A 22661-nucleotide genomic window follows, 5' to 3' on the forward strand; every position below is an offset into this window, starting at 1 on the left:
CTATGAAAAACCAGCCCAATGACATGGTGACGCTCGAGTGGTTATTACCACTTTTTAATCAGCAATTATCACAAGTATCTGATGGCTGGCAATTAGACGCTGACAGCAATAATTACGAGCAAATGGTGCAGCACTATCATCAAGTTGGTGGTGCTTTAACTATGATTAATCTGCCTTTGCTGTCAAATTTAGCGACTAAGCTGAGTCTGTTGGCAGGGGCGGGTAGCCAAGATGGTTTTACCCCTGATGATCGCCGCATCGGTCAGTTTTCTCATCGGCTGCTACAACGTGAGCTGACGCAATATATGCGTACAAGCAGTCATCATACCGCTCTAATCAGTAGAGCGGCTGATGACCTTACTCAGTCGCTATCACGACTGGGTATAGCGACCGACCATTTGTCACCGCAATCCACTATAGCTGGCAATACTCATTACAAAAGCCTAGTCGATGGCGGTATTAATTCTGAAAAAGTTATCGATGATATTGAACTAGTTGTGCCAAGCCATGCGGTAGATGCTCATCTAGACACTCAGCAGTATCAAAAATTACTATTGGTTTGGCGTCAGCAAGTACAGGCGCTACTGGTTGCCAATAGCAATCAGCCCTCAGTACTGACGGTATTAGAAAAGGTAAGTGAGTATTTATGGCAAACCACGCAAGACGATGATTTGCAGCGTCTATGGTATTTAACCGAGCTGTGGTTGCGCGATCTTGCTCATAATAAAACACCGTTGCCTAAGCACTATGCACCGCTATTGGCAAAGCTTGAGCAAGTGCTAGAGTCTTGTGGACATCAAGCCGAGTTGGCGTCGAGCATTATTAAAGAATTGCTCGCCAGCCTCTATATTGAGCTGAGTGGTCTTGCGCAAAGCAGCGAGCATACTCAGTCTATTCTCAGTAATCTACCGCAAAGTGCGATAGTGGATGCACGTTTTTTACCTCGTATACTGAGCGAGCTTGAGACCCTCATTTTCAGTCTCGATCAACCGCAGACTTTATTGAACCCATTGCAACGTATAAATAGTCAACTCGAAGCTCGAGGGTGGACTTTTTATGCCTCAAAAGCCGCATCCATCATTGCTGATATAGAGCGTGCCCTTTCCTCAGAGACTGGGTTTGCACAAGAACAGTGGCAGATTGAACGCCAGCTTCAAGAGTTATATAGCGCTATTTACAATACAGAGCAGGCAATATCTACAAAGATCGGTGATGCCGCTGATTTTACGCCGGTGTCTGATGTAGCAGCGAGTGTCGAGGCACAATCAGATTCTAGTACGGATATCAAATCTACTAGTAAAAACTTACGTGAATTGCGCATTGCTGTTGAAGACATAAAACAAAGCTTTAACGCATATATACAGCGTCAGGATATTGCTCTCTTACCTGAGGCTGCTGATTTTACTAATATTGGTCATGCTTTTGATGAAATGGGATTGCCTTCAATCCGTGAAGCGACTGATGCTATAGCCAGCCTATTTGTACAACTCACCACTCATGAAATTGACGTGCTCAGTTGGAAGGTTACCCAAGCATTGGCTGAAGGTCTGACTTCGATAGAGCTGTTGCTTGATTATCTGGCTCAGCAAGTTTTTGACCAACCGCTATTAGCGTTGGCAAATCAGCATATTGATAATGCTGCCACATTGCTCAGTGAGTATATTCAAGCACCTGAAAGTGTTGACCAAAGCTTATTTAGCCAAAAAGTCGCGGCGACCGATGTACTGCGCTACGATGATAACGGTGAGATTGCGCCAGTTACTGAGCACGCTATCGATGACCAAATTCTTAAAGATCAAGACTTTGATGCGGCAATTTTGAGCCATGAAACGGCGGTAGAAGATGAGTCGGATAACCTCATCATAAATAATAGCGTCGGTGATGATTTTAGCACTGTTAATGACAGTGAAGCTTTGCTACGTGCGCGTGAACAAGTGAAGCCAGATAGTTTTGATATAGATGAAGATATTCGTGATATTTTCATTGAAGAGGTGACAGAGGTCGTCGAGGACTTAGAAGATTTTTTACCAATTTGGCAACAGGATTCACAAGATCTAACACCTTTAACAGAAGTGCGTAGAGGTTTTCATACGTTAAAAGGGTCGGGGCGCATGGTTGGTGCCTTTAGTATCAGCGAGATGGCGTGGTCAATCGAAAATCTGCTCAATCGACTTTTAGACAAAACACTGCCTGTCACTGATGAGGTCGTTGCGCTAGTAACAGAGACGACCAAGCGACTTTCAGTTTTAATGACAGATTTTACGGCGCAACAATCGCCAAGCTTTGATCCTGCGGTAACCATCTTACAAAGTCATAATGTACTAACGGGACAGCCAGTTAACACGGGTTTAAACATTGCCGTATCTGCCTCATCGGACACTGAATTAGACGAGGCTTTGAACTCAGATGAGCCAATGGCAACTGCTGAATATAACGATCTGGCAGACACGATTGATGAGTCTGAAAATGAACAGGAAGTAGGCGGAGATAGAAACGTCATAGACTCTCTTTCTGGTCTGATGTTACCCACCGTACTCCTTTCTTTCATGCAAGAGACGCAGCAGTTACCGACAGATGCGAATGATGCCGATCCTGATATCAAAGAGATATTTATAGAAGAGGCGAATGAAGTGTTGGACGACATCGTGCCTTTATATGAGCATTGGCAGCTGTCTCCCACTGATTTGAGCGATTTGGCAGACATTCGTCGCGGATTCCATACGCTAAAAGGTTCTGGTCGTATGGTTGGTGCCAACTATACTGGTGAGCTGGCATGGTCAATAGAAAACATGCTCAATCGCATTTTAGATAAGAGTATTGTTGCTTCAGCTGATATGAGACAGCTTATTACCGATGTGTTAGCAGCATATCCTGCTATGCTCATCACGTTTGAAAGTGGCAGCCAAGATTATCCAGCGCTAGTGCCACTATGGATCGCCTGTGCGAACGCTTTTAGTAAGCAGCATGGTAATGAGTTCAGCTATGCTAAGTTATATGAGCAAGCACTTACCTCTACTGAGCAACATTCAGTATTAGAGTATGATAGTACGATCGAAACTAGTGATGAAGACATTGATAATATGCTGCAGACCATTCATTCGGCTAATGAAATAATGGCAGAAGCGCCAGTCATTTTGACGCATCAGAATGCAGAAGAAAAAGCATTTTTTGAGATTTTCATCGACGAAGCAGAGACCCTATTACAGGAGGTTGATACCTTTGTTAATGAGCATCAAGGTCAGCCCTATGTTGCAGTTAGTGATCACATTGTTCGGGCATTCCATACCCTAAGAGCCGCTTCAGGTTCTAGCGCGTTGGCAGCGATTAGCGAAATCAGTGCAACAATAGAGCAGAGTCTAGAGCTGTTGCAACAGCAAGATATTCCTATGAGGGCGCAACACTTAGAGGCGTTAGCCCAGTCTGTGACACTGATTAATGGCTATCTTAATAATTACAAACCAAACGTCGAACAGCAAGATATATCGGTAGAAGAAGCGCAGAGCCAGCAAGATATTGCGTCATTGCAAGCGATGCTGGGTGAGCATTATGCTGTCGGTGATTATAGTGAGATAGCAGACAATAAACTCACTATAGAGCAGCTATTCGACGAAAATATTGATGAACTGCTCGATGCTGAATGGCAATTAAATGAGGCGCTGAGCCACTCCGAAAGTGAGCATGTCCAGAAATATATTGAACAACAACTGGCACAAATAAATTATCTGGCTGGCAAAGCGGTAGATATTCCAAAATTCACTGCAATTCTAAGTGCCTTAGCTGGGGCTTATAATCATCTGCAAGCCAGTCCTGAAACAGCAGCTGATACAGACATTCAAACCACGTTGTTGGCTGGGCATGCGCAGTTAGTAGGGTTGTTCGATGCATTGGCCGGTAGCACGTCATTAAAAATCGATGGGCACGTTCTTGAGGATTTACAGCGTATTGCTAATGGTGCTGACACTGAAGATGATATTATTGATGAGGATAATGATGGTCTGCCTACCGTGCAAAGTGTCTCTGCTGCTGAGTTTCAGTTAGAGTCTATCGATACTGACATTGAACTGTTAGAGATCTTTTTAGAAGAAGCGCAAGAGCTTGATGATGCCCTTGCCGAAAGCTTTAATAAGTGGCGTGCGGATATTACTAACATCAATACGCTAAAGGTATTACAACGTCATCTGCATACCATCAAAGGTGGTGCACGCATGGCAGGTATCCGCAGTATTGGAGACTTGACCCATGAAGCAGAGAGTATCTATGAAGCTTTTGTAGAGCACAGACGCGCGCCAACCACACAGTGGCTTGAGATTATGCAAATCGTGCAAGATACCTTGTCGTTGCAAGTCATGCACATGGTAAATCATCAGCAATCATTTTTTGCTCCCGAACTTATCGAGCAGTTACAACGTTTTGAGAAAGCACAAGTATTGCCAGATACGGTTAATTTGATTGTACCCGTGCCAAAACATCATACTGTCGCTGAGCCGCAAGCTGTTGAAGATGACTCTATACTCAGCAATGTCGAAAACACAGAAATACTGACGCTTGATAGAATGATTAAACAATCATGGGCCAATGGCTTACCGGATCCTGACATATTAGAAGTATTCTTAGAAGAAGCAGAAGCGCTGACCAATAACAATCAATATCTACAGTTATTTTTAGATAACGTGAGCGATACGGTTGCCTTACAAGCGCTACAGCGTGACTTGCATACCCTCAAAGGTGGCGCAAGAATGGTCACGGCTAATGGAATAGCGGATTTGGCACACGACATGGAGTCGGTCTATGAAGATCTTGCCCATCGTCGTCGTCCTGCTACAAAAAAAGTCCTAGAGTTACTCGTGGTCTGTCATGACTGGATGGCAGATGCACTATTTATTCTCAAGCAACAAGTCAACCCGCCAACGCCTGCTTTATTAATAGAGGCGCTACAAGAATTTAGTAAAAACCCTGATAGCTTAAAACAAATACCTAATGAATCTCTGCAAGCGCAGCGCAAAGCGATTTTGACTGCCAAAGAAAATCGAAATTCAGCAGGTATGGTAAAAGACATCAGTAAAATGCCGGCTATGATCGGTAAGTTTACGGAGCAGGAGCAGAGCGCTAGTAGCAATGAGATGATCCGTATCTCAGGTGGTTTGATTGAGCATATGATTAACTTGTCTGGCGAGTCGGCGATTAACCGTGCGCGTATTGACATGGGCATGAGTAGCTTGACCAACAGCCTTGAAGAGATGGGCATCACGGTACAGCGTTTGGCAGATCAGTTACGCCGAATGGAGATTGAGCTTGAAGCTCAAATCTTATCGCAGATAGATGATGAGTTGATAAGCCATGAAGGTTTTGACCCGCTAGAGATGGATCAATACTCTTCTTTGAATCAGCTATCAAAATCTCTGACAGAGTCGGCATCAGATTTGGTTGATATTAATCATACTCTTTTAGAAAAAACGCGTGATAGTGAGAGCTTATTATTACAACTGTCGCGAACGCAAACTGAGCTACAAGATGGCTTGATGAATTCGCGTATGGTGCCATTTACGCGCTTAATACCACGCCTTGAGCGTACGGTACGCCAAACGGCTAATGAGCTTAATAGGTCGGTTGAGCTGACAATTATTAATGCTGATGACGAAATGGATAGAACCATTCTAGAGCGTATTACGTCGCCGCTTGAGCATATGCTACGTAACGCCGTCGATCATGGTATCGAAGACAGTACAACGCGTCTGAAAGCTGGTAAAGAGCGCAGTGGTAACATCACTTTAGAGGTGTTGCGCGAAGGCAGTGAAATTGTCATCAACTTATCCGATGATGGGCGCGGTATCGATGTCGAAGCTGTTCGCAGCAAAGCCATTGCGCAAGGCCTTATCGATGCAGCAGACAGTAGTCTGACCGATCTTGATATCATGCAGTATATTTTTAATGCGGGCTTGAGTACCAGTAAGCAATTAACGCAGATCTCAGGGCGCGGCGTTGGCATGGATGTCGTCATCAGCGAGATTCGTCAATTAGGTGGCGTTGTGTCTGTAGTCTCTGAGCTGGGCAAAGGGTCACGTTTTACCATGCGCCTACCGCTCACAGTAGCTGTATCGGATGCCCTAGTAGTGCGAGCAGCAGATCGCTACTATGCCATACCACTGGTTCAGATTGAGCGTGTGGTACGTATCAATCCAGAAAAGCTTTATGATTACTATCAGTCAAATGACGCCACGCTAAACTTTGAAGACGCTGATTACCGTGTGCGTTATTTAAATGAGATTTTATCAGGTAATAAACTCAATGAGCTGGTGGTTAACACCAATACGAGCTTACCGGTGATTATCATCAAAAACCGTACTGGACAGAATATTGCCCTGCAGGTCGATCAGATAGCTGGGTCACGTATCGAAGTCGTAGTAAAACCATTAGGACAACAATTCTCAAACCTATCGGGTATTTCAGCCGCTACCATCATGGGTGATGGCTCGGTCATGCTTATCTTAGATTTGATTGCCTTGATGCGTAATGCACCAGCGCTTAAAGAAGTCATGCCATCTGTCGGCTCTAAGCATAGACGTTTAGAATCTCAGCCGACAGTTATGGTCGTCGATGACTCGGTCACGGTACGTAAAGTAACGTCGCGCTTCTTAGAGCGTCAAGGGTATAAAGTTGCCGTTGCCAAAGACGGTGTCGATGCGATTGAGATACTACAAGAGACGATACCGGATCTTATCTTATTGGATATTGAGATGCCACGTATGGACGGCTTCGAAGTGGCCATTCAAATACGTCACAATAAACGCTTGCAGCATATTCCGATTATTATGATTACCTCACGTACTGGTGAAAAGCATCGTGAGCGTGCCCTAGAGATTGGGGTGAATGATTATATGGGTAAACCATTCCAAGAAAACGAGCTATTGAACAAAATCCAAATGCTATTGGGTGAAGAGGTCAGCTTAACTTATGAAGGATAAGGCACCTGTTCCATTAGCGCTCAAGAACAAAAGTGATATCAAGGTGCTGGTGGTCGCAGAAGATCATCACCAGCGTATGGCCTTTTCGGATACCGTACGTGGTTGTGGTTTTGCCCTCATTGATTGTGTATCACGGGCGCAGTTGAACGATAAGTTTGAACGTTATGAAACACCCATTGATATTTGGTTGATAGACAGTGATTATGATGACAGTGTAGCCACGGCTACTGCTATGTCTCAATCAATCGGGGTTTTGGTGGGTTTTAGTCAAGCGCCTTATTTAAATGAGGCAAAGCAGTATGCTAAATGGCAACGAAAACTAAAACGTAAGCTTGCGCAGATGCTACTCCTACCAGCATTGGTAGATACCAAGGCTTACCAGAGCGATACCAATGACTGGCAGTATGTTGTGTTTTTGGGTGCGTCTATGGGCGGTCCTAGCGCTGTAAAAGAGTTCTTAGATAACTTGTCACCCACGCTACCCATTTGTATTTTATTGGCGCATCATTTCAACCAGACGATGATTGGGACGCTACCACGCATACTAAATCGCCATAACGATTGGCGCTGTCAGGTCATTACCTCGTCGCAACGTTTACAGGCGGGTCAATGTTTGATTGCGCCTATTGATAAGCAAATTGTTTGCGATTCGACCGGACGGATTATATTACTTACTAAAGCATGGGAAGGTGATTACAAGCCCGCTATTGGTCAGATCCTAAAAAACACCAGCGATGTTTATGGTAGTGAGCTGATCAATATTATTTTTTCAGGTATGGGTAACGATGGGGCTCAGCATCTGGATTTAATCCAAGACAATGACAGTCAGTTGTGGGCGCAAGATCCAAGTGTCAGTACTTGTCCTAGTCAGCCACAAGCGATTGTTGATTCTGGATATTGTGGTTTTATTGGTAGCCCTGTGGCTTTAGCACAAAAACTTACCGACTATATTGGTGAAAGGGCGGCTGTTGCCTCTTCGCATTAATCTATTGTGAGCGACGTATGAAACAAATTATAAAACATTCGTTTGAGGCAGTAAGCTTGCTAACCACGAACAATGGTATGCTAGATGTCACTATCGTTCCAGCATTTAATCAGCCTGATTGGATTATTCCGAGCAGCCTGATTTTGAGTGTGGATGACTTTGATGAGCATATTTGGACTTATCTGTGGCAACAACAAGAAGTCGCTGTATTCCATTTGCTATCCCGTGGGCAAACGCCAGAAAAAATCATCGTATTAGAGGGTAATACGGCTGCCCATCGCATAGCATTACAGACTGTCGGTGAACTGCACCAGTTACAAGTACGTATCTCTGACGTTAAGGATATTGAGCTTCCTGAACAGTATACGAGCAATGCGAATATCGATTATAGCGTCGCCCAAAAAACAAAAAATAGCGACAGTGAAACTGTTCAAGCGACTGGCGAAAATCTGACAGATAGTGAAATCGACTATGTCAAAAAACGCTTTCAAGAAAACGTTGTAGAATCCTACTTGTTTCAAACCGTAATTATCGATAACATTCTCTACTTGGTGCCTGATTTGGATAAAATTGCGCATCAATTGGTTGATTTAGACAGCTAGCTTTTTTAGTAAGTGTGGCCTATAGTGAATAGCAATTCCTTAGTCTTAATCATGACTAATGATCACGACTAATGATAGTGACCAGTAACATCGTCAAGACTAACCTAGCCACAATGACTATGCCGCCTGTTATTGTCTTTATCTATAAATGTTGGTTAGAGTGAATAGAGCAGCCTATGAATAATATCGATGCGAATGTTTCAAAGTGGTCAATCGCTAGCCGCTTATTTCACTGGATCAGTGCGGTTTTATTGCTGGTAACGTGGCTCATGATGCTGTTATACCAAAATCTTAATAACAATCTCTATATTGGGCTACACAAGGCCTTTGGTATAAGCTTGTTGTGTTGGATGATAGCGCGAGTTATCAATCGCGTCTTTACCAAAGTGCCACCAGCGTTACCGATGCCTAAGTGGCAGCTGTTGATGTCAAAGTTGTCGCACTTTGCGCTATATGCTTTGCTAATCGCGATGCCGTTAGCTGGCTTGCTGATGTCAGTCTATGGGGGTCGACGGGTAGATATATTTGGTTTATTTCAGATTCCTGTCTTTGTCACCCCAGATAGAGGTTTAGCGCGTTATTATAATGATTTACACGCTGATATTATCTGGCCCATGATTATTGCCTTTACTGTATTGCATATCGGTGCAGCTTTGTATCATCAGTTTGTCAAAAAAGACAATTTGATCGCACGTATAAAGTAACGACTAATCTAGAAAATATACGTCCACAAAAAAGCCCTCAGTATTTTACTGAGGGCTTTTTTAGATTAGGGCTTAACTAGAGCGATTGTTCCATATGCTTTGAACAGCTTACTTTTTATGCTCAGGCAAGTTGATATTCATCTCTAGCACATCTAAGCTGTCTTCAGAACGATGATTGATATTCACATCATCAATTTGCACGCCATTGACGTACTTATTTACCACTTCTAGTATTTCACGTTTCATTTTTTCGATACGATCCGCTGTTAGGCGGTTGTTTAAGCGATTTTCACTCGCAACGATAACCTTGAGACGCTCAGTGGCTAAATTAGCACTGCCGACATTGCTGCTGTCATCAGTACCAAATAAATTGCTCCAAAATCCTTTTTTCTTACTCATCATTAACCCCCAAACCAGCGCTGTAATAAACTCTTTTTCTTCACGTCAATATGACGCAACGGCCGCTCTTCGCCTAAGAAACGGGCGACAATGTCATCATAACATTGACCAGCGATGGAGTCGGTATAGTGAATAACCGGTTCACCGTGGTTAGATGCCTCAAGCACTGAATGGCTTTCAGGGATAACACCAAGTAAGGGTACTTTTAGGATATCATTAGAGATGGTATCGATATCCATCATCTCATTCGCTGCCGCACGTTCGGCATTGTAGCGAGTGATAACCAAATGCTCACGGATAGAACCTTGGTTCTCTTCGATCTTTTTGGTACGGCTTTGTAAGATACCGATAATACGATCCGAGTCACGTACTGAAGAGATCTCAGGGTTGGTCACGATGATCGCTTCATCAGCATGATACATCGCTAACTGGGCTCCACGCTCGATACCAGCAGGCGAATCACAAATGATATAGTCAAACTGCTTAGACAGCTCAGCCATTACTTCGGACACCCCTTCGTCTGTCAGCGCATCTTTGTCACGCGTTTGACTGGCAGGTAGGATGTATAAGTTCTCAAGCTGTTTGTCTTTGACCAGTGCTTGTGACAAGCGCGCGTTACCGCTGATGACGTCTACAAAGTCATAAACAATTCGATTTTCACAGCCCATGATCAAGTCTAGATTACGTAGACCCACATCAAAATCGATAACAACTGTCTTATAGCCACGCAACGCCAAACCGGCGGCAAAAGAGGCACTAGTGGTGGTTTTGCCCACACCGCCTTTACCTGAAGTGATTACAACAATCTTCGCCACAATGGCACACTCCTATGAATCAATGGGATATCTATTAAATAAAATAGCGCATTCTCTTATGCTTATTATTCACATGTAATATATGCGCTGCGAGCGTAAGCCTAGCATAAATAAACAAAAATTTATAGCAAGTCTGCACTAAAGCGAAAAACAACGATTATCTGCGTTAAGTGCTCCTGCCTATAGGTATTAGCACTGATAGATAGTTTACATAGTGGCAGAGTAAATTATTTGTCTTGAGACAGTTTTGTTAACCAAACTTACTGAAATATTAAGTAAGATATTTAGCCATTACTTTCTCAGTACTACAGCAAATGCCTTTAAGATTTATATATAAAATTCGACAAATCAGCCGTCTAACTAAGCATCATCCATCACGGTAAATACCAAACCTTGACCTTCTATAAAGCGTACTTGTACTGGTTTGTCGATTACGTGTTGCGGTAAATTGTCTCGTAGGCAGTAAGTGCCTGCGACTGACACCAATGACGGGTTAAAGACCTGACAAAAGATACGAGCATCTTTGTCGCCTGTTGCCCCTGCGACCAAACGACCTTGGGCGCGGCCGTAGACATGCAAGCTGTTGTCTGTAATCGCTTCAGCACCACTGTTGACACTGTTGGTCAAAATCAAATCCCCACCGACGTGGTTAAGGCTCTGTCCTGAACGTAGCATTTGATCATAGATGAGGCTGGTGATATGTTCAGCGCTTACCAAGGTTTCTGCTGGAATATTGGCGATGGTCGTCTCGGTCGCTGTCTCAAGTGCGGGTTCAGACGCTGCGACTGCGTCATTCGTGCTGGTCGACTCTGTACTTTTGGCTTCTGATGCTTTACTGACCTGAGCAGTGGGTTTTTTACTGGGTAGAATACGCTCGATACGTTTGCCGTCGGCAGGAAATATCGCCAATCGCTGCTCACGTGCTTGTGCATCCAACACACCTGTCACGACACCGATAGGTTGCAGTCCCCATGACCATAACAGCTCTACCAATGCAGACAGATCTTGTTCGACCTCGCTATCAATGAGGATAGGTATATTGCTGGATTTGTTGCTAAGCGTTTCAGCAAGCTGAGCCTCGATAGCGCTCAAGTCATCCGTACTGAACTGTAAGCGCGAAAAGGTGAGCATCTTGCCGTAAAAGGCGAGAGCAGGCGTGGCGCTCGGGGTTGGGCTGCTGTTCTCGTTATCTAAAATCGTCATAAGATTGATCCTCAAAAAATATCGTATGGCTGCATGCGTACTATATTTATTATTATTTAGTGGTTATTTACTTAGGTGCTGGTTATTTATCAGCCATTTTTAGCAAAAATATTATAAGTTAAGCATATCTTGGTGCTTCCATTGCTGCACTTTTATTTGTGCTTCAAATGCTGTCAAACTGTCCTCAATAATGCTAGAAATCAAAGTGTCCAGCGCGGTGTTGTTGGTATCGATTTGTGCCACACCGCTGGCAATAGCGACCATCAATGCATCAAGACGTTCAGCATCGAGGAGACGCTCGTTTAAAGCAATGACCACATTTTCGCCAATATTGTGTCCCACATGCTGCAATTGCGACTCAATCAAGCCACCAGCGATGGGTATCATGCGCAAGTAGCGACGTAACTCTGGCGTATTGGCCAAACCTTCTTTAATCGCTTCGCCCATCGCACCAGCTATCATGTTATTGCCTCCTGGAGAGGCCGTCAGCGCTTGCAGCTTTGGCGCCAGCTCTGTGCGTAGTAGCGAAAGTAATGCTGTTTCAATCTCATGACGGTTGCGAGCAATCGTTGATTCGATCAATGATTTGTGCGTTTTGGTGTCGGTAAGCTGCACACGAAAATTATCGATTGCAGTCAAAATGACGCGATCTGACAACTCTTCTAATAGCAGATCAATATAGAACTTGATACGGTCAATCCACGACTGCGGTAGTACTTGATAGCCAAGCTGGTAGAGTCGGCGGCCGATAACCACTACTCGAAATAACCGTAGTGCGCGTAGCTGCGGAAAACAGCCCAACACCTCATACCAGTGGACAAACGGAAAAAAGAACCAGCGATAATAAACTTTTTCTTTAATGGCAATTGCCCAGCGTAATAATAGCTCGACGACTAAGAATATGGTGAAAAACCCACCCGCCGTACGCAACGGATCAAGCAAAGTGCCTTGATACCAGTTAAGCGCATCACTCAGTGTCAGCCACCCTGCAACATTGCTACTAAAGTTACTCATCAAGATGGCATCTATGCTAATCAATAAGAGATCAATACTAATAGCAACAATCATCAAAATGTCATAAGTCAGCTTAAAGCGACTTGGTTTGGGACGATTTGACTGTGGTGACTGCGTGCTTGAAGGTTGCATGCTCGAAGATTGACTGCTTGCTAAGTTCGATGACTCATTTGGCATTGCTGCGGTTATTGGCGAGCTTTTAGTAGGAGAGGCGGGCACAGTCATACCTTTTAGTAAGAAATGGCATAAGAAATAATGTCATCAGTAGACAGGGTCAGTGATGATATTACAACTGAGTAAGCGAGCGTTTTAATGACTATTCACATTATCAATGAATGCCATCAAAAAACAACCCATCAACCATTATAATTTGGTATTTTATATCAATTGAGTAAAACCTGATATTAGGGCGTGTCCTCAATCTGAACAGTAAACTGTAAACGGGCTAAAAATGGCTAAATATTTGCCAAACTGCGTCAAGTAGCTTGCTCATATCTCGATATTATCTGTACTACTTTCCTTGTTTAGCTGCCATTTATCTCATTTTTATCAGCATTCTCAAAACGAGGACACGCCTTAGCCAGCTTTTAGTGTTTATATTGCAGCATAAAAAGTATGGCAACATTGTGATTTGCAGGTTTACTGAAAAAAATTTATCGTTCAGTCTATTTGCTCTGCGGGTTATCTGCAAAGTCAGCAAGCATGGTGGTAATAAGGTCATCTTTTTGACACCATATCTGTTCAACCCAATCGAACATTTTAGCCTTTATTGCCTCATCCTCTTCATAGCCACCATTTTTGATACCAGCAAACAATTCGTCAGGTATTTTAATATACCGAACGTCAACGCCCAAGCGTGTGATATTGCCTTTCCATAGATCACCATAGGTTGGCACGCCATCCGGATAAACAATGGTCATATCTAAAATACCATCGATGTCATCCCCTAGTGCATTGATAGCCAGCGCCAAGCCACCCGCACGCGGTTTCAGTAAATGCGTATAAGGTGAGCCTTGTTTGGCATGTTTCTCTTGGGTGAAGCGAGTGCCTTCTAAGTAGTTTAATAAGGTGAACGGTTTATCTTTTAATAACGCGCAGGCACGCTTGGCTTCTTCAATGTCTTTGCCCTTTAATGCAGGGTTTTTAGCAACCTTTTCTTTAGGATGGCGGCGCATCATTGGGAAGTCTAAAAAATAAAAGGCTTGACCAACGATTGGGATATAAATCAGCTCAAACTTGGTAAAAAATCGGGTGAGGGGCAGGCGCTTTTCACCAATGTATTGCACGATACTGGTATCGACCCATGACTGATGATTGCTAACCAGCAGGTATTTACCGGCCATATGGACATCATCGGGTAAGTTGATACGCCAATCTTTACGTGGCAACATATTATCGATCAAGGCGTTATTACTACTAATCCAGTGGGCAGCAATTTTTATCACGGTTTTATCCGCAATGGGTGCTCCAGTAATCATCTTGGTCGCGCCCATTAGCCATAACGGGATACTATAACCAAAGCTATTGGCCGCGATGACACCGGCTGCTGTAGTCAGCGAAACTGCCTTGCCCAATTTTGGGGCGCGTTGATGTATTTTTTGAATAGTAGAGGTCAGGCGCATGTTTAATCCCTGTCTATCGATATTGTTGATATATAAACACTCCATTTCTGAAGTCGTTATTTGCAAAATTTTTGGCGGTTTTATAGGGTTGAAATCGCGCTATATTTTTAGTGGTGTTATTAGCGCTGCTTCACGGTCAACTTTATTGCATGATTTTAACAGAAATTATTCATAGTGTACGACTGTAAACGTGACTTGCCATGTCTGGCCTAGTGGAGATAGATAACACAAAGGAGAAGGGTGCGAACCCTCCTGCACTTCTCATACATAGATGTGACAAAATATTACACATAGATAGATGGTAATTGCCATAATAATAACGAACGCAAGTAAGCACCTAAATAATATTCATAAATAATCTTTATAAAAAGCACAGCTTAATAAAGCAAAATTTTAATTTAATACTTAAGAGGAAATATTATGCGTAATACATTAATGATTGCCGCAGTCGCATCTGGTTTAGCACTTAGTGGTTGTGCTACTGATCCAAACACTGGACAACAGCGCTTGAACAAAACTGCTATTGGTACATTGGCAGGTGCTTTAGGTGGTGCAACCATCTCTAAAGCAACTGGTGGCGACAAAACTGGCCGTGATGCAGCTATTGGTGCCGCATTGGGCGCTGGTGTTGGTTATTACATGGAGCGTCAAGCTAAGCAGCTTGAGCAACAGATGGCTGGTACAGGTGTAACGGTTGAACAAAACCCAACGACTGGTAACATCGACTTAGTTATGCCAGGCAGCATCACCTTCTCATTTGATGATGCTACGTTGAGCTCATCGTTCAAGCCAACACTTGATAAACTTGCTTCAACGATGAACCAGTACAACAAAACATCAGTTAACATTGCTGGTCATACCGATAGTAAAGGCTCAACGTCATATAACATGGGTCTATCACGTGATCGTGCTTACTCAGTGGCTAACTATCTAACGGCTCGTGGTGTTGCTTCTAACCGTGTCAACGTTGTTGCTTATGGCGAATCACGCCCAGTAGCTGACAACAACACTGATTATGGTCGTCAGCAAAACCGCCGTGTTGAGCTAACCATTAACTCACCACAAAGCGTAAACTAATAAATGGTTTGATAACCATCTATTTTAGTCGCTTACAGTAAGAATAGTGCAAAAAAGGTCAGCAATACGCTGGCCTTTTTTTTGGGCTTAGAATTTGATAAGCCAGCTTCTGATCAACGGTAAGACCCAATCCTTAAATTATATTTGATAATAGTTATCAATAACATTATAATTCGCAAATATTTGAATATTTCAGCAATAGTGATGACAGTGTTTAGCAGCTATGACCCTATACATCAGTCATTTACTGTACTTGCCTTTTTTTATAATGTATCTCATCGAGGACGTGTATGAATATGACCACAGTGACGAGCCGTAAAATTTTACCAACTACTTTAGCCGCTGCGCTTGCAGGGATACTGCTGGTATCGGGTTGTACCAAGCAAGCCAATGACGATACCGCCACTGATGCACAAACAGAGGTACAAAATACAGACGCTGCCAATAATAAAATCACATCAGGCGCAGAGCAAGCCAATATCGATCGCTTGGCACTTAGCTATGTAAATATGGCTCATGCTGCCTATAAAGATTCATTAGACACCGCAAAGACTTTGCAGACAGCAGTGAATGCTTATGTAGATGCGCCAACTGAAGCGAACCTTGAAGCGGCAAAAGCTGCCTATAAAGCGGCGCGTCAGCCTTACTCACAGACTGAAGTATTTCGTTTTGATGAAGCATTTGTGAGCGCTGATGACAAGCGTGAGATTGGTAGCGTCGATGGCTGGGAAGGACAGGTCAATGCATGGCCGCTCGATGAAGCGCTCATTGATTACGTCAGCGATGATTACGAAGGTGAATACAACAGTCAAGACAATATCATCAATAGTGATAGCATTGCCGTCGGTAGCATTAAGCAAGATACCAGCACGATTACGCCGCAACTATTAGCAGACATGAATGAGATCGGTGGTAGCGAAGCCAACGTGACGACCGGCTATCATGCGATCGAGTTTATGCTATGGGGACAAGATACCAACGGCGTCGGTGAGGGTGCAGGCAACCGTCCGATTAGTGATTACAATACCACCGATGGCAAATGTACTAGTGGTGAAAGCGCCAATACCGATGCAAGCATTTGTGAGCGTCGCGGCGAATTCTTAAAGGCCGCTGCGCAGTTATTGGTTGATGATTTGACCGCGATGGAAGCCCAGTGGCAGCCTGACAGTGAGCATACCTTACGCAGCGATATGATAGCGCGTAAAGATAACAATGGCCTGCGCCAGATTATGTATCAGATGGGCAGCTTGGCATTTGGCGAGTTGGCCTCTCAGCGTATGCAGGTCGCCTTCGTCACGGGATCTACCGAAGACGAACATGAATGCTTTAGTGACTTGACCCATCTGAGCTATGCAAATAATGCTCGCGGCATTCAGAATGTCTTTAATGGCAGCTACAAGACCCTCGCGGATAAAACCGTTGGTGGCTATGGCGTGAAAAACTACCTGATTGATACGGGTCATCAGGATGTTGCTGATAAGCTAGCTGCTGACTTTAGTAAAGTAGAAAGTGATTTTAATGTCATCGTTGAAAAAGGCGAAAAAGAAGGTATTAAGATTGATCAAATGATCGCGACCGTTGGTCAAGCAAGCAAACAAGGTATCTCTGCTGAAGAGCAAAATGCTCGTCGTGGTTGGATCGAGACTGCCATTACCAGCTTGCAGGAATTGACGACTGGTATCGAAAGCGCGGCAAAAGCGGTTGGTATTGATAATCTCGATGCTGATGCGGGTTCATAGTTTTAAGCTAGGCTGTTTATACGCTTACTAGCGTCAGTTGTATTCATTTATAATGCCTGATAAGTCGCTATAAGTGAATGAGAATTATTTTCATAAGAAAGTAATTTATGTATAATACACACGTTGTCAATCTCGGTTGGCAATGTGTTTTTTTATGCCCTATTAAAATAACGCTACCAGCCAGCTTTCTTACAGTTGTACCCTGTTGACTGTAACGACATATTGTTATGGTGCGCGATTTTTATGGTTCTATATTAGCGCTAAGGCAATGCTTATGAACGCCATTTCTGCCACGAAAGACAAACTATCTATGTCTCTTCATACCTCTTTATTGTCTAAAAATACACCGTTAAAGCTTGCGCTTAGTGCTCTCTGCGTCTTGTCAGTTACGGCTTGTCAGCCCACTGACAGCTCATCCGCTAATAAGAATGACGTCAATGCTGATAAGCAGGATAAAGCCTTGGCTGCTGAACGCAGTCAAAATATCGAAGCGCTGGCTGGGGTGCCCATGCAGCAGCTTGCCTCTTTTGACCCGCAAGAGATTAAACAAGGCGGTGATAGCGGTATTAGTATTACCAGTGCTGAGAGTTACTCAAAACCTTCATCAAATCTCACCGCCTTACGCAAAGGTTCTTTTTTTATTGGTAATGCGTTCTTTCAACAACCGTGGGTGATTGCCCCTGCTAGCACGGACAGCCGTGACGGTCTTGGCGCGTTATTCAATGTCGCCGCCTGCCAATCATGCCATGTCAAAGATGGTCGTGGTCACGCGCCGATGAGCAGCAAGGACGATGCTGATAGTTTATTAATACGTCTGTCTATGCCAGCGACAACGGATGAGCAGCGTCAGCAATTGCAGGATTCCCTGATCGAAAAAGTAGTGCATCCTATGTATGGCGGTCAGCTACAAGATCGCGGTATTCAGGGTGTACCAGCCGAAGCGCGAATTGCGGTACAGTGGACCGATATGCCAGTTACCTTTGCCGATGGTTATGTTGAAACCCTACGTGCGCCTAGCTTTAAGTTGACCAAACCCGGCTATGGGGCGTTTGATAATGAAATGATGGTATCACCGCGAGTGGCTTTACCAATGATTGGGCTTGGGCTCTTAGAACAAATACCTGACGATGATATTAAAAAACAAGCGGTCAATAACAATAGTACTAGCGACATCAGTGGCAAGTTTAACTGGGTGATGGACCCGCAAACTGGCAAGCATGCGCTTGGTCGTTTTGGTTGGAAAGCTGGTCAAACCAAGCTGATTACACAAAACCAAAGTGCCTTTAATGAGGATATGGGGCTGACCTCAAACATTCGTCCTCATGAGTCCTGCATGCCGAGCCAAACCGCTTGTATTAACGCGACTACTGGCGCTGATGAGCAAGGTAATGGTAAGCCGCTCGTCGAAGTGAATGATGAAATAGCCAAGTTTGTAGAATTTTATACGCGGAATTTAGCCGTGCCCCATCGTCGCAATGCCAACGATAAGCTGGTACTGGCTGGTAAAAAACATTTTTATGATATGGGTTGTCAAAGTTGCCATACGCCAAGATATCAGTTGCCAAAAACCGATGACGATCATCTTGAGCAGCATGGACAAGTCATTTATCCTTATACGGATTTGCTGCTGCATGATATGGGTGATGCGCTTGCCGATCGCACGATAGCGGGCAAACTACCAGCAAAAGATGCGCAAGTTGAGTTTTTGGCCAACTCATACGAGTGGCGTACTCCTGCATTGTGGGGAATTGGTCTGGCTCAAACCGTCGATCCACAAGCGACCTTTTTACATGATGGTCGCGCGCGCACGCTGATGGAAGCAGTGCTATGGCATGGCGGTGAAGCAGAAAGGCAACGCCAAAAAGTGTTGAAATTAGATAAGCAAGGACGCGCTGAATTAAACGCCTTCTTAAAATCATTATAAAAATGATATAAATTATTACTTATCCCATTACCGAGAAACTTATGAAAATAAATCCTGCATTAGCAATGGCGTTATCGGCACTGAGTGCTGGATTACTCATCAGTTGTGTCAAGCCTGCCGATGAGAATAAAACAGCAGAGGTGGATAGCCAAGCCGTCGCGCAAGATAGTGCCACTTCAAACAGTACGGCCGCCGATAGCGCGAATGACGAACAGATAGTCGCCATAGATATCAGCGCGGAGACCGAAAAGACCTATCTGACGCATGTGGCTGAAGACATTGTCATTCCAGCTTATGCGGATGCGGCGAAGCAAAGTGGTTTGTTACATGATTTGGCGCAGAAGCATTGTCAGCAAGCGCCTGTCAGCGGTGATGAGTTACAAGCGTTACGTGCTCAGTGGCTGGTACTGGCACAAGCATGGGCGAGTGCTGAGATGATCAACTTCGGTCCTGCGACTGCTAGTATGAGCAACTTGTACATCAATTATTACCCTGACGAGCGCGGTCTGGTGCACAGTGGTGTTGCAGAGCTAATCGCGGCCAATCCAAAACTAACCCCAGAGCAGCTCGCTAACGAGAGCGCTATTGTGCAAGGTGTACCAGGTCTGGAAGAGGCGCTATTTGCCAATGACAGCTTGAATGCTGCTCAATGTGCTTATGTGGTCAGCGCCAGCGCGGCACTAAGCACGCGATTAAAAGACATCGAAAGTAACTGGCAGCAGAACGCCACGACTTTACTGGCGATTGATAAAACGGCTGATAGCGATCAAGGTTTGAACCAGTGGTTTAACGCTTTATTGTCATTGATTGAGACGATGAAGACCAATGCTATTGATGAACCATTAGGTCTCACAGGCAAAGCCAAGGGACATCTGCCTGCTGCTACTGCTGGACAAAGCCGCGCTATTATCAATGCTAAGTTGGCTACCTTGAATAAAACGCTGACTGACCCGGTATTGACGGCCATTCTTGGTAGCAATGATGAGAATGCTATTGCGGCCAGTCTATCAAGCGAGCTGGCTGATACGACCACGCTATTGGCGCAGATGCCAGAGGATTTAGCGACTGCCGATAAAGCCAAGCAGCAAGAATTGTTTGATCATTTTACGACCATTACCCGTCTGCTGAAACGCCAATTGATTCCGACCCTCGGCATCCGTGTTGGCTTTAACAGCAACGATGGCGATTAAGTCATGCAAATCTCTGAAGCCAATACCGCTGCCATAGCCAAATCTCATAGCGCGTCATCTAAAGCAGCGCCTAAACCGGCAAACAAGCGCTCAAATCATGAGCAGCTGGTGACTTCGGCCTTGACTACGCTTGGTAGCGTATTGGGAACGGTGGCACTGATTGGTATACATCATCACTATCGCAAGCAGCATCAGCCTGAAGCAAAGTTGCAAGATTATGTGTCGGGTGTGCGTGCTCAGCTGCATACATTGCAAGCATCGCCCAAGCCACAGCTAACCCGTTTTCGCTATGCCTATCAGCAAGCATCTGCTGCGTGGCAACGGGCTTATCATGATGATATCGATGATAAAAATTATGATACTAAAAATACCGTGACTGACCTGATGGCAATGCATAGCACCGTTATGTTGGCGCGTCCAGTATGCTGGGTCAGTGGCGTGGCATCCATGCCAAAAAACCTATCATTGATAAATGACGATAACAGTCATGATGAAAATGGCTTTGGGGTAGTCGGCATCGATGCAGACCGACAAATCGTTTGGCAAACGACCATGCCTGAGCGTGTCCACGATATTGTTGTCCAGCCAATCCTTAATATTCAAAATAGACAAAACAATCAAAACAGATTAAATGCTCATAACTGTCAACGTGATGTCGTGGTGTTGGGTCGCCGCCCCAGTGAAAAGTTTTGGGTATTAGACACAGCGACAGGACAGGTAAAGTTTGCTATAAAAGCGGCTGCTAATCGCCATTTTTATGGGCATGCTTGCTACAGTTTAGACGGCACAAAGCTATACGTCACTGAGAATGATACGATAAGCTTGGCGGGTAAAATTGGTATCTACGATGCTCATGATAACTATAATAAAATAACCGAATTTGACTCGCACGGTATTGGGCCACATGAGCTGATTATGCATCCAGATGGCGAGACATTGGTCATCGCTAATGGCGGTATCAAAACCGAACAAGCCTCTCGTGAAGAGCTGAATCTTGATACCATGCGTCCATCACTGACTTATCTGAACCGTCATGATGGGACGCTGCTTGAGCAAATTATCCCTGAATACAATCAGATGAGTGTGCGTCATTTGGCCATACATGACGATGGCACGGTGATGATTGGTATTCAATTTCAGGGTGAGAAACATATCAATGTGCCGTTAGTGCTGACCCATCATCGCGGTGATTCTGACTTTAAACCATTGGTTATGCCCAATAATAAATGGCAATGCTTCCATCAATACATTGCCAGTGTCGCGGTTGATAGTGAGCGCAATCTGTTATGTGTGACTACACCGATTGGTGGTTGTGCGGCGATTTATGATTTAAACACACGCATGCTGATTGATGCTGTGCGTTTGCCGGATTGTGCAGGCGCTTCGCTAATAGCTGGTCAGGTCACTGGTCAAACTAAAAGTAATCATGGAGCGTCAGGCTTTATCGTCAGCGATGGGCACGGGAAACTGACCAGATTACGTGTCAATACTCTACCAGTAGAAACATCGAGTGTAGCAGAATCAAATTTAAAGCATACTGCCGACATTATGGTGCAGGACAGTCAAATACATAATATGTCTTTTGACAATCATTTGCAGGCAGTCTTAGCATAAGCGGTACAGGGGAGACATCACGATGCCGCAACCGAGTACGTCGCTCGTATTAGATTTGGCGAGACAACAGCTGGCACAAGCGGGTATTGCGCTGCACGTGAGTAAAAAGCGCGTCAAAAATATCAATTTTCGCTTAAAGCCTTATGCGCTCATGGTCTCTGTACCGATGTCTATCAGCCCCAGCCAAATCGCCCAAGCTGTCGACAAGCGCGTATCATGGGCGCTAGACAACCATCCGCAAGTGTTAGCGCGTTATCATCACAAGCAAACCCCGAAACCCAAAGCGTCAACCTCGGATAGTTCCGTCCTCTTATGGGGTATCGCGCAATCGTTCACTCTCAACCACGATGAAAAAATCGCTTATTATCGGCAACAACTTACTGAAGTAAATCCAGCACTATTTGCCAAGTGGCAACCGATAGTCGGTGCTACTGCTAATGAAGTTCGACTGAAAAAAATGCATACGCGCTGGGGCAGTTGCAACACGCGTGCGCGTCGAATTTGGTTATCCGTATATCTTCCCGCTTACCCGATTGAATGCACCGAATACGTCATTGTCCATGAGCTGTGTCATTTGCATCATGCCAATCATAGTAAGGCGTTTTGGCAAACGGTAGCGGCAGCGATGCCAGATTATCAGCAGTGGCACGATATGCTAGCGGGCAAGTCGGGTCAGCTGGATTAAACGCTTCACACAAATGATATAAAGGCATTCGTTAACCCTAACATACCTGCTATGATAAGCGCTCACGTCGCAGTATACAGCGTATCATTCAAATAATAGAATGATAGGTATATTGTAGATGCATGG

15 protein-coding genes are annotated in these 22661 nt (G+C 44.5%); 10 read left to right on the forward strand and 5 right to left on the reverse strand.

From position 1 onward, the window contains the following. Nucleotides 1-2 precede the first annotated feature (2 nt). From JMY08_RS05535 to JMY08_RS05550, 4 genes are all read left to right on the forward strand, one after another. Nucleotides 3-6962 (forward strand): Hpt domain-containing protein, encoded by a 6960-nt coding sequence (locus JMY08_RS05535; RefSeq protein ID WP_201592063.1) that lies wholly within the window; start codon nt 3-5, stop codon nt 6960-6962. Beyond that, on the forward strand, nt 6952-7947 hold the full coding sequence (locus JMY08_RS05540; protein ID WP_201592066.1) for a chemotaxis protein CheB: 996 nt from the start codon (nt 6952-6954) through the stop codon (nt 7945-7947). The genes JMY08_RS05535 and JMY08_RS05540 overlap by 11 nt, the downstream gene beginning before the upstream one ends. A gap of 17 nt (nt 7948-7964) precedes the next feature. Then, nucleotides 7965-8549 carry a hypothetical protein gene (locus JMY08_RS05545; protein WP_201592069.1) on the forward strand — a complete coding sequence of 195 codons (585 nt, stop codon included), beginning with the start codon at nt 7965-7967 and terminating at the stop codon, nt 8547-8549. A gap of 176 nt (nt 8550-8725) precedes the next feature. Beyond that, nucleotides 8726-9253 (forward strand): cytochrome b, encoded by a 528-nt coding sequence (locus tag JMY08_RS05550; RefSeq protein ID WP_201592072.1) that lies wholly within the window; start codon nt 8726-8728, stop codon nt 9251-9253. Between the two features lie 108 nt (nt 9254-9361). Here JMY08_RS05550 and minE read toward each other — a convergent pair whose 3' ends face one another. The 5 genes from minE to JMY08_RS05575 all read right to left on the reverse strand — a co-directional run bounded on the left by minE (nt 9362) and on the right by JMY08_RS05575 (nt 14306). Beyond that, nucleotides 9362-9652, reverse strand: coding sequence for a cell division topological specificity factor MinE (gene minE, locus JMY08_RS05555; protein ID WP_010201590.1), 291 nt, complete (start codon nt 9650-9652; stop codon nt 9362-9364). A gap of 2 nt (nt 9653-9654) precedes the next feature. After that, a complete protein-coding gene (minD, locus tag JMY08_RS05560) occupies nt 9655-10467 on the reverse strand; it encodes a septum site-determining protein MinD (protein WP_010201589.1) in 813 nt (270 codons plus the stop codon). Between the two features lie 360 nt (nt 10468-10827). Continuing rightward, nucleotides 10828-11670, reverse strand: coding sequence for a septum site-determining protein MinC (minC, locus tag JMY08_RS05565; protein WP_201592076.1), 843 nt, complete (start codon nt 11668-11670; stop codon nt 10828-10830). Between the two features lie 111 nt (nt 11671-11781). Next, complete coding sequence (locus tag JMY08_RS05570) at nt 11782-12903, reverse strand: hypothetical protein (protein WP_201592079.1); 1122 nt, start codon at nt 12901-12903, stop codon at nt 11782-11784. A 446-nt stretch (nt 12904-13349) separates the two neighbouring features. Beyond that, entirely contained in the window at nt 13350-14306 is a 957-nt protein-coding gene (locus JMY08_RS05575) for an acyltransferase (RefSeq protein WP_201592082.1), read from the reverse strand. Nucleotides 14307-14726: 420 nt separating this feature from the next. Here JMY08_RS05575 and JMY08_RS05580 point away from each other — a divergent pair, with 420 nt between their 5' ends. From JMY08_RS05580 to JMY08_RS05605, 6 genes are all read left to right on the forward strand, one after another. Continuing rightward, entirely contained in the window at nt 14727-15383 is a 657-nt protein-coding gene (locus JMY08_RS05580; RefSeq protein ID WP_189585567.1) for an OmpA family protein, read from the forward strand. A 290-nt stretch (nt 15384-15673) separates the two neighbouring features. Further along, complete coding sequence (locus tag JMY08_RS05585; RefSeq protein ID WP_201592085.1) at nt 15674-17122, forward strand: imelysin family protein; 1449 nt, start codon at nt 15674-15676, stop codon at nt 17120-17122. Nucleotides 17123-17396: 274 nt separating this feature from the next. Continuing rightward, a complete protein-coding gene (locus tag JMY08_RS05590; protein WP_201592088.1) occupies nt 17397-19046 on the forward strand; it encodes a di-heme oxidoredictase family protein in 1650 nt (549 codons plus the stop codon). Nucleotides 19047-19087: 41 nt separating this feature from the next. Continuing rightward, on the forward strand, nt 19088-20236 hold the full coding sequence (locus JMY08_RS05595) for an imelysin family protein (protein WP_010201580.1): 1149 nt from the start codon (nt 19088-19090) through the stop codon (nt 20234-20236). A gap of 3 nt (nt 20237-20239) precedes the next feature. Further along, complete coding sequence (locus JMY08_RS05600; RefSeq protein WP_201592090.1) at nt 20240-21850, forward strand: DUF1513 domain-containing protein; 1611 nt, start codon at nt 20240-20242, stop codon at nt 21848-21850. Between the two features lie 22 nt (nt 21851-21872). Further along, entirely contained in the window at nt 21873-22535 is a 663-nt protein-coding gene (locus tag JMY08_RS05605; protein WP_201592092.1) for a M48 family metallopeptidase, read from the forward strand. Nucleotides 22536-22661: the final 126 nt, after the last annotated feature.

This window comes from Psychrobacter sp. Pi2-51 (assembly GCF_904846665.1).
Classification (GTDB): Bacteria; Pseudomonadota; Gammaproteobacteria; order Pseudomonadales; family Moraxellaceae; genus Psychrobacter; species Psychrobacter glaciei.

Bases quoted from the DNA above. Each gene is read 5' to 3' on its own strand.
- JMY08_RS05535 (WP_201592063.1), top strand. From the start codon at position 3: ATGAAAAACCAGCCCAATGACATGGTGACGCTCGAGTGGTTATTACCA.
- JMY08_RS05540 (WP_201592066.1), top strand. From the start codon at position 6,952: ATGAAGGATAAGGCACCTGTTCCATTAGCGCTCAAGAACAAAAGTGAT.
- JMY08_RS05545 (WP_201592069.1), top strand. From the start codon at position 7,965: ATGAAACAAATTATAAAACATTCGTTTGAGGCAGTAAGCTTGCTAACC.
- JMY08_RS05550 (WP_201592072.1), top strand. From the start codon at position 8,726: ATGAATAATATCGATGCGAATGTTTCAAAGTGGTCAATCGCTAGCCGC.
- minE (WP_010201590.1), bottom strand. From the start codon at position 9,652: ATGAGTAAGAAAAAAGGATTTTGGAGCAATTTATTTGGTACTGATGAC.
- minC (WP_201592076.1), bottom strand. From the start codon at position 11,670: ATGACGATTTTAGATAACGAGAACAGCAGCCCAACCCCGAGCGCCACG.
- JMY08_RS05575 (WP_201592082.1), bottom strand. From the start codon at position 14,306: ATGCGCCTGACCTCTACTATTCAAAAAATACATCAACGCGCCCCAAAA.
- JMY08_RS05580 (WP_189585567.1), top strand. From the start codon at position 14,727: ATGCGTAATACATTAATGATTGCCGCAGTCGCATCTGGTTTAGCACTT.
- JMY08_RS05585 (WP_201592085.1), top strand. From the start codon at position 15,674: ATGAATATGACCACAGTGACGAGCCGTAAAATTTTACCAACTACTTTA.
- JMY08_RS05590 (WP_201592088.1), top strand. From the start codon at position 17,397: ATGAACGCCATTTCTGCCACGAAAGACAAACTATCTATGTCTCTTCAT.
- JMY08_RS05595 (WP_010201580.1), top strand. From the start codon at position 19,088: ATGAAAATAAATCCTGCATTAGCAATGGCGTTATCGGCACTGAGTGCT.
- JMY08_RS05600 (WP_201592090.1), top strand. From the start codon at position 20,240: ATGCAAATCTCTGAAGCCAATACCGCTGCCATAGCCAAATCTCATAGC.
- JMY08_RS05605 (WP_201592092.1), top strand. From the start codon at position 21,873: ATGCCGCAACCGAGTACGTCGCTCGTATTAGATTTGGCGAGACAACAG.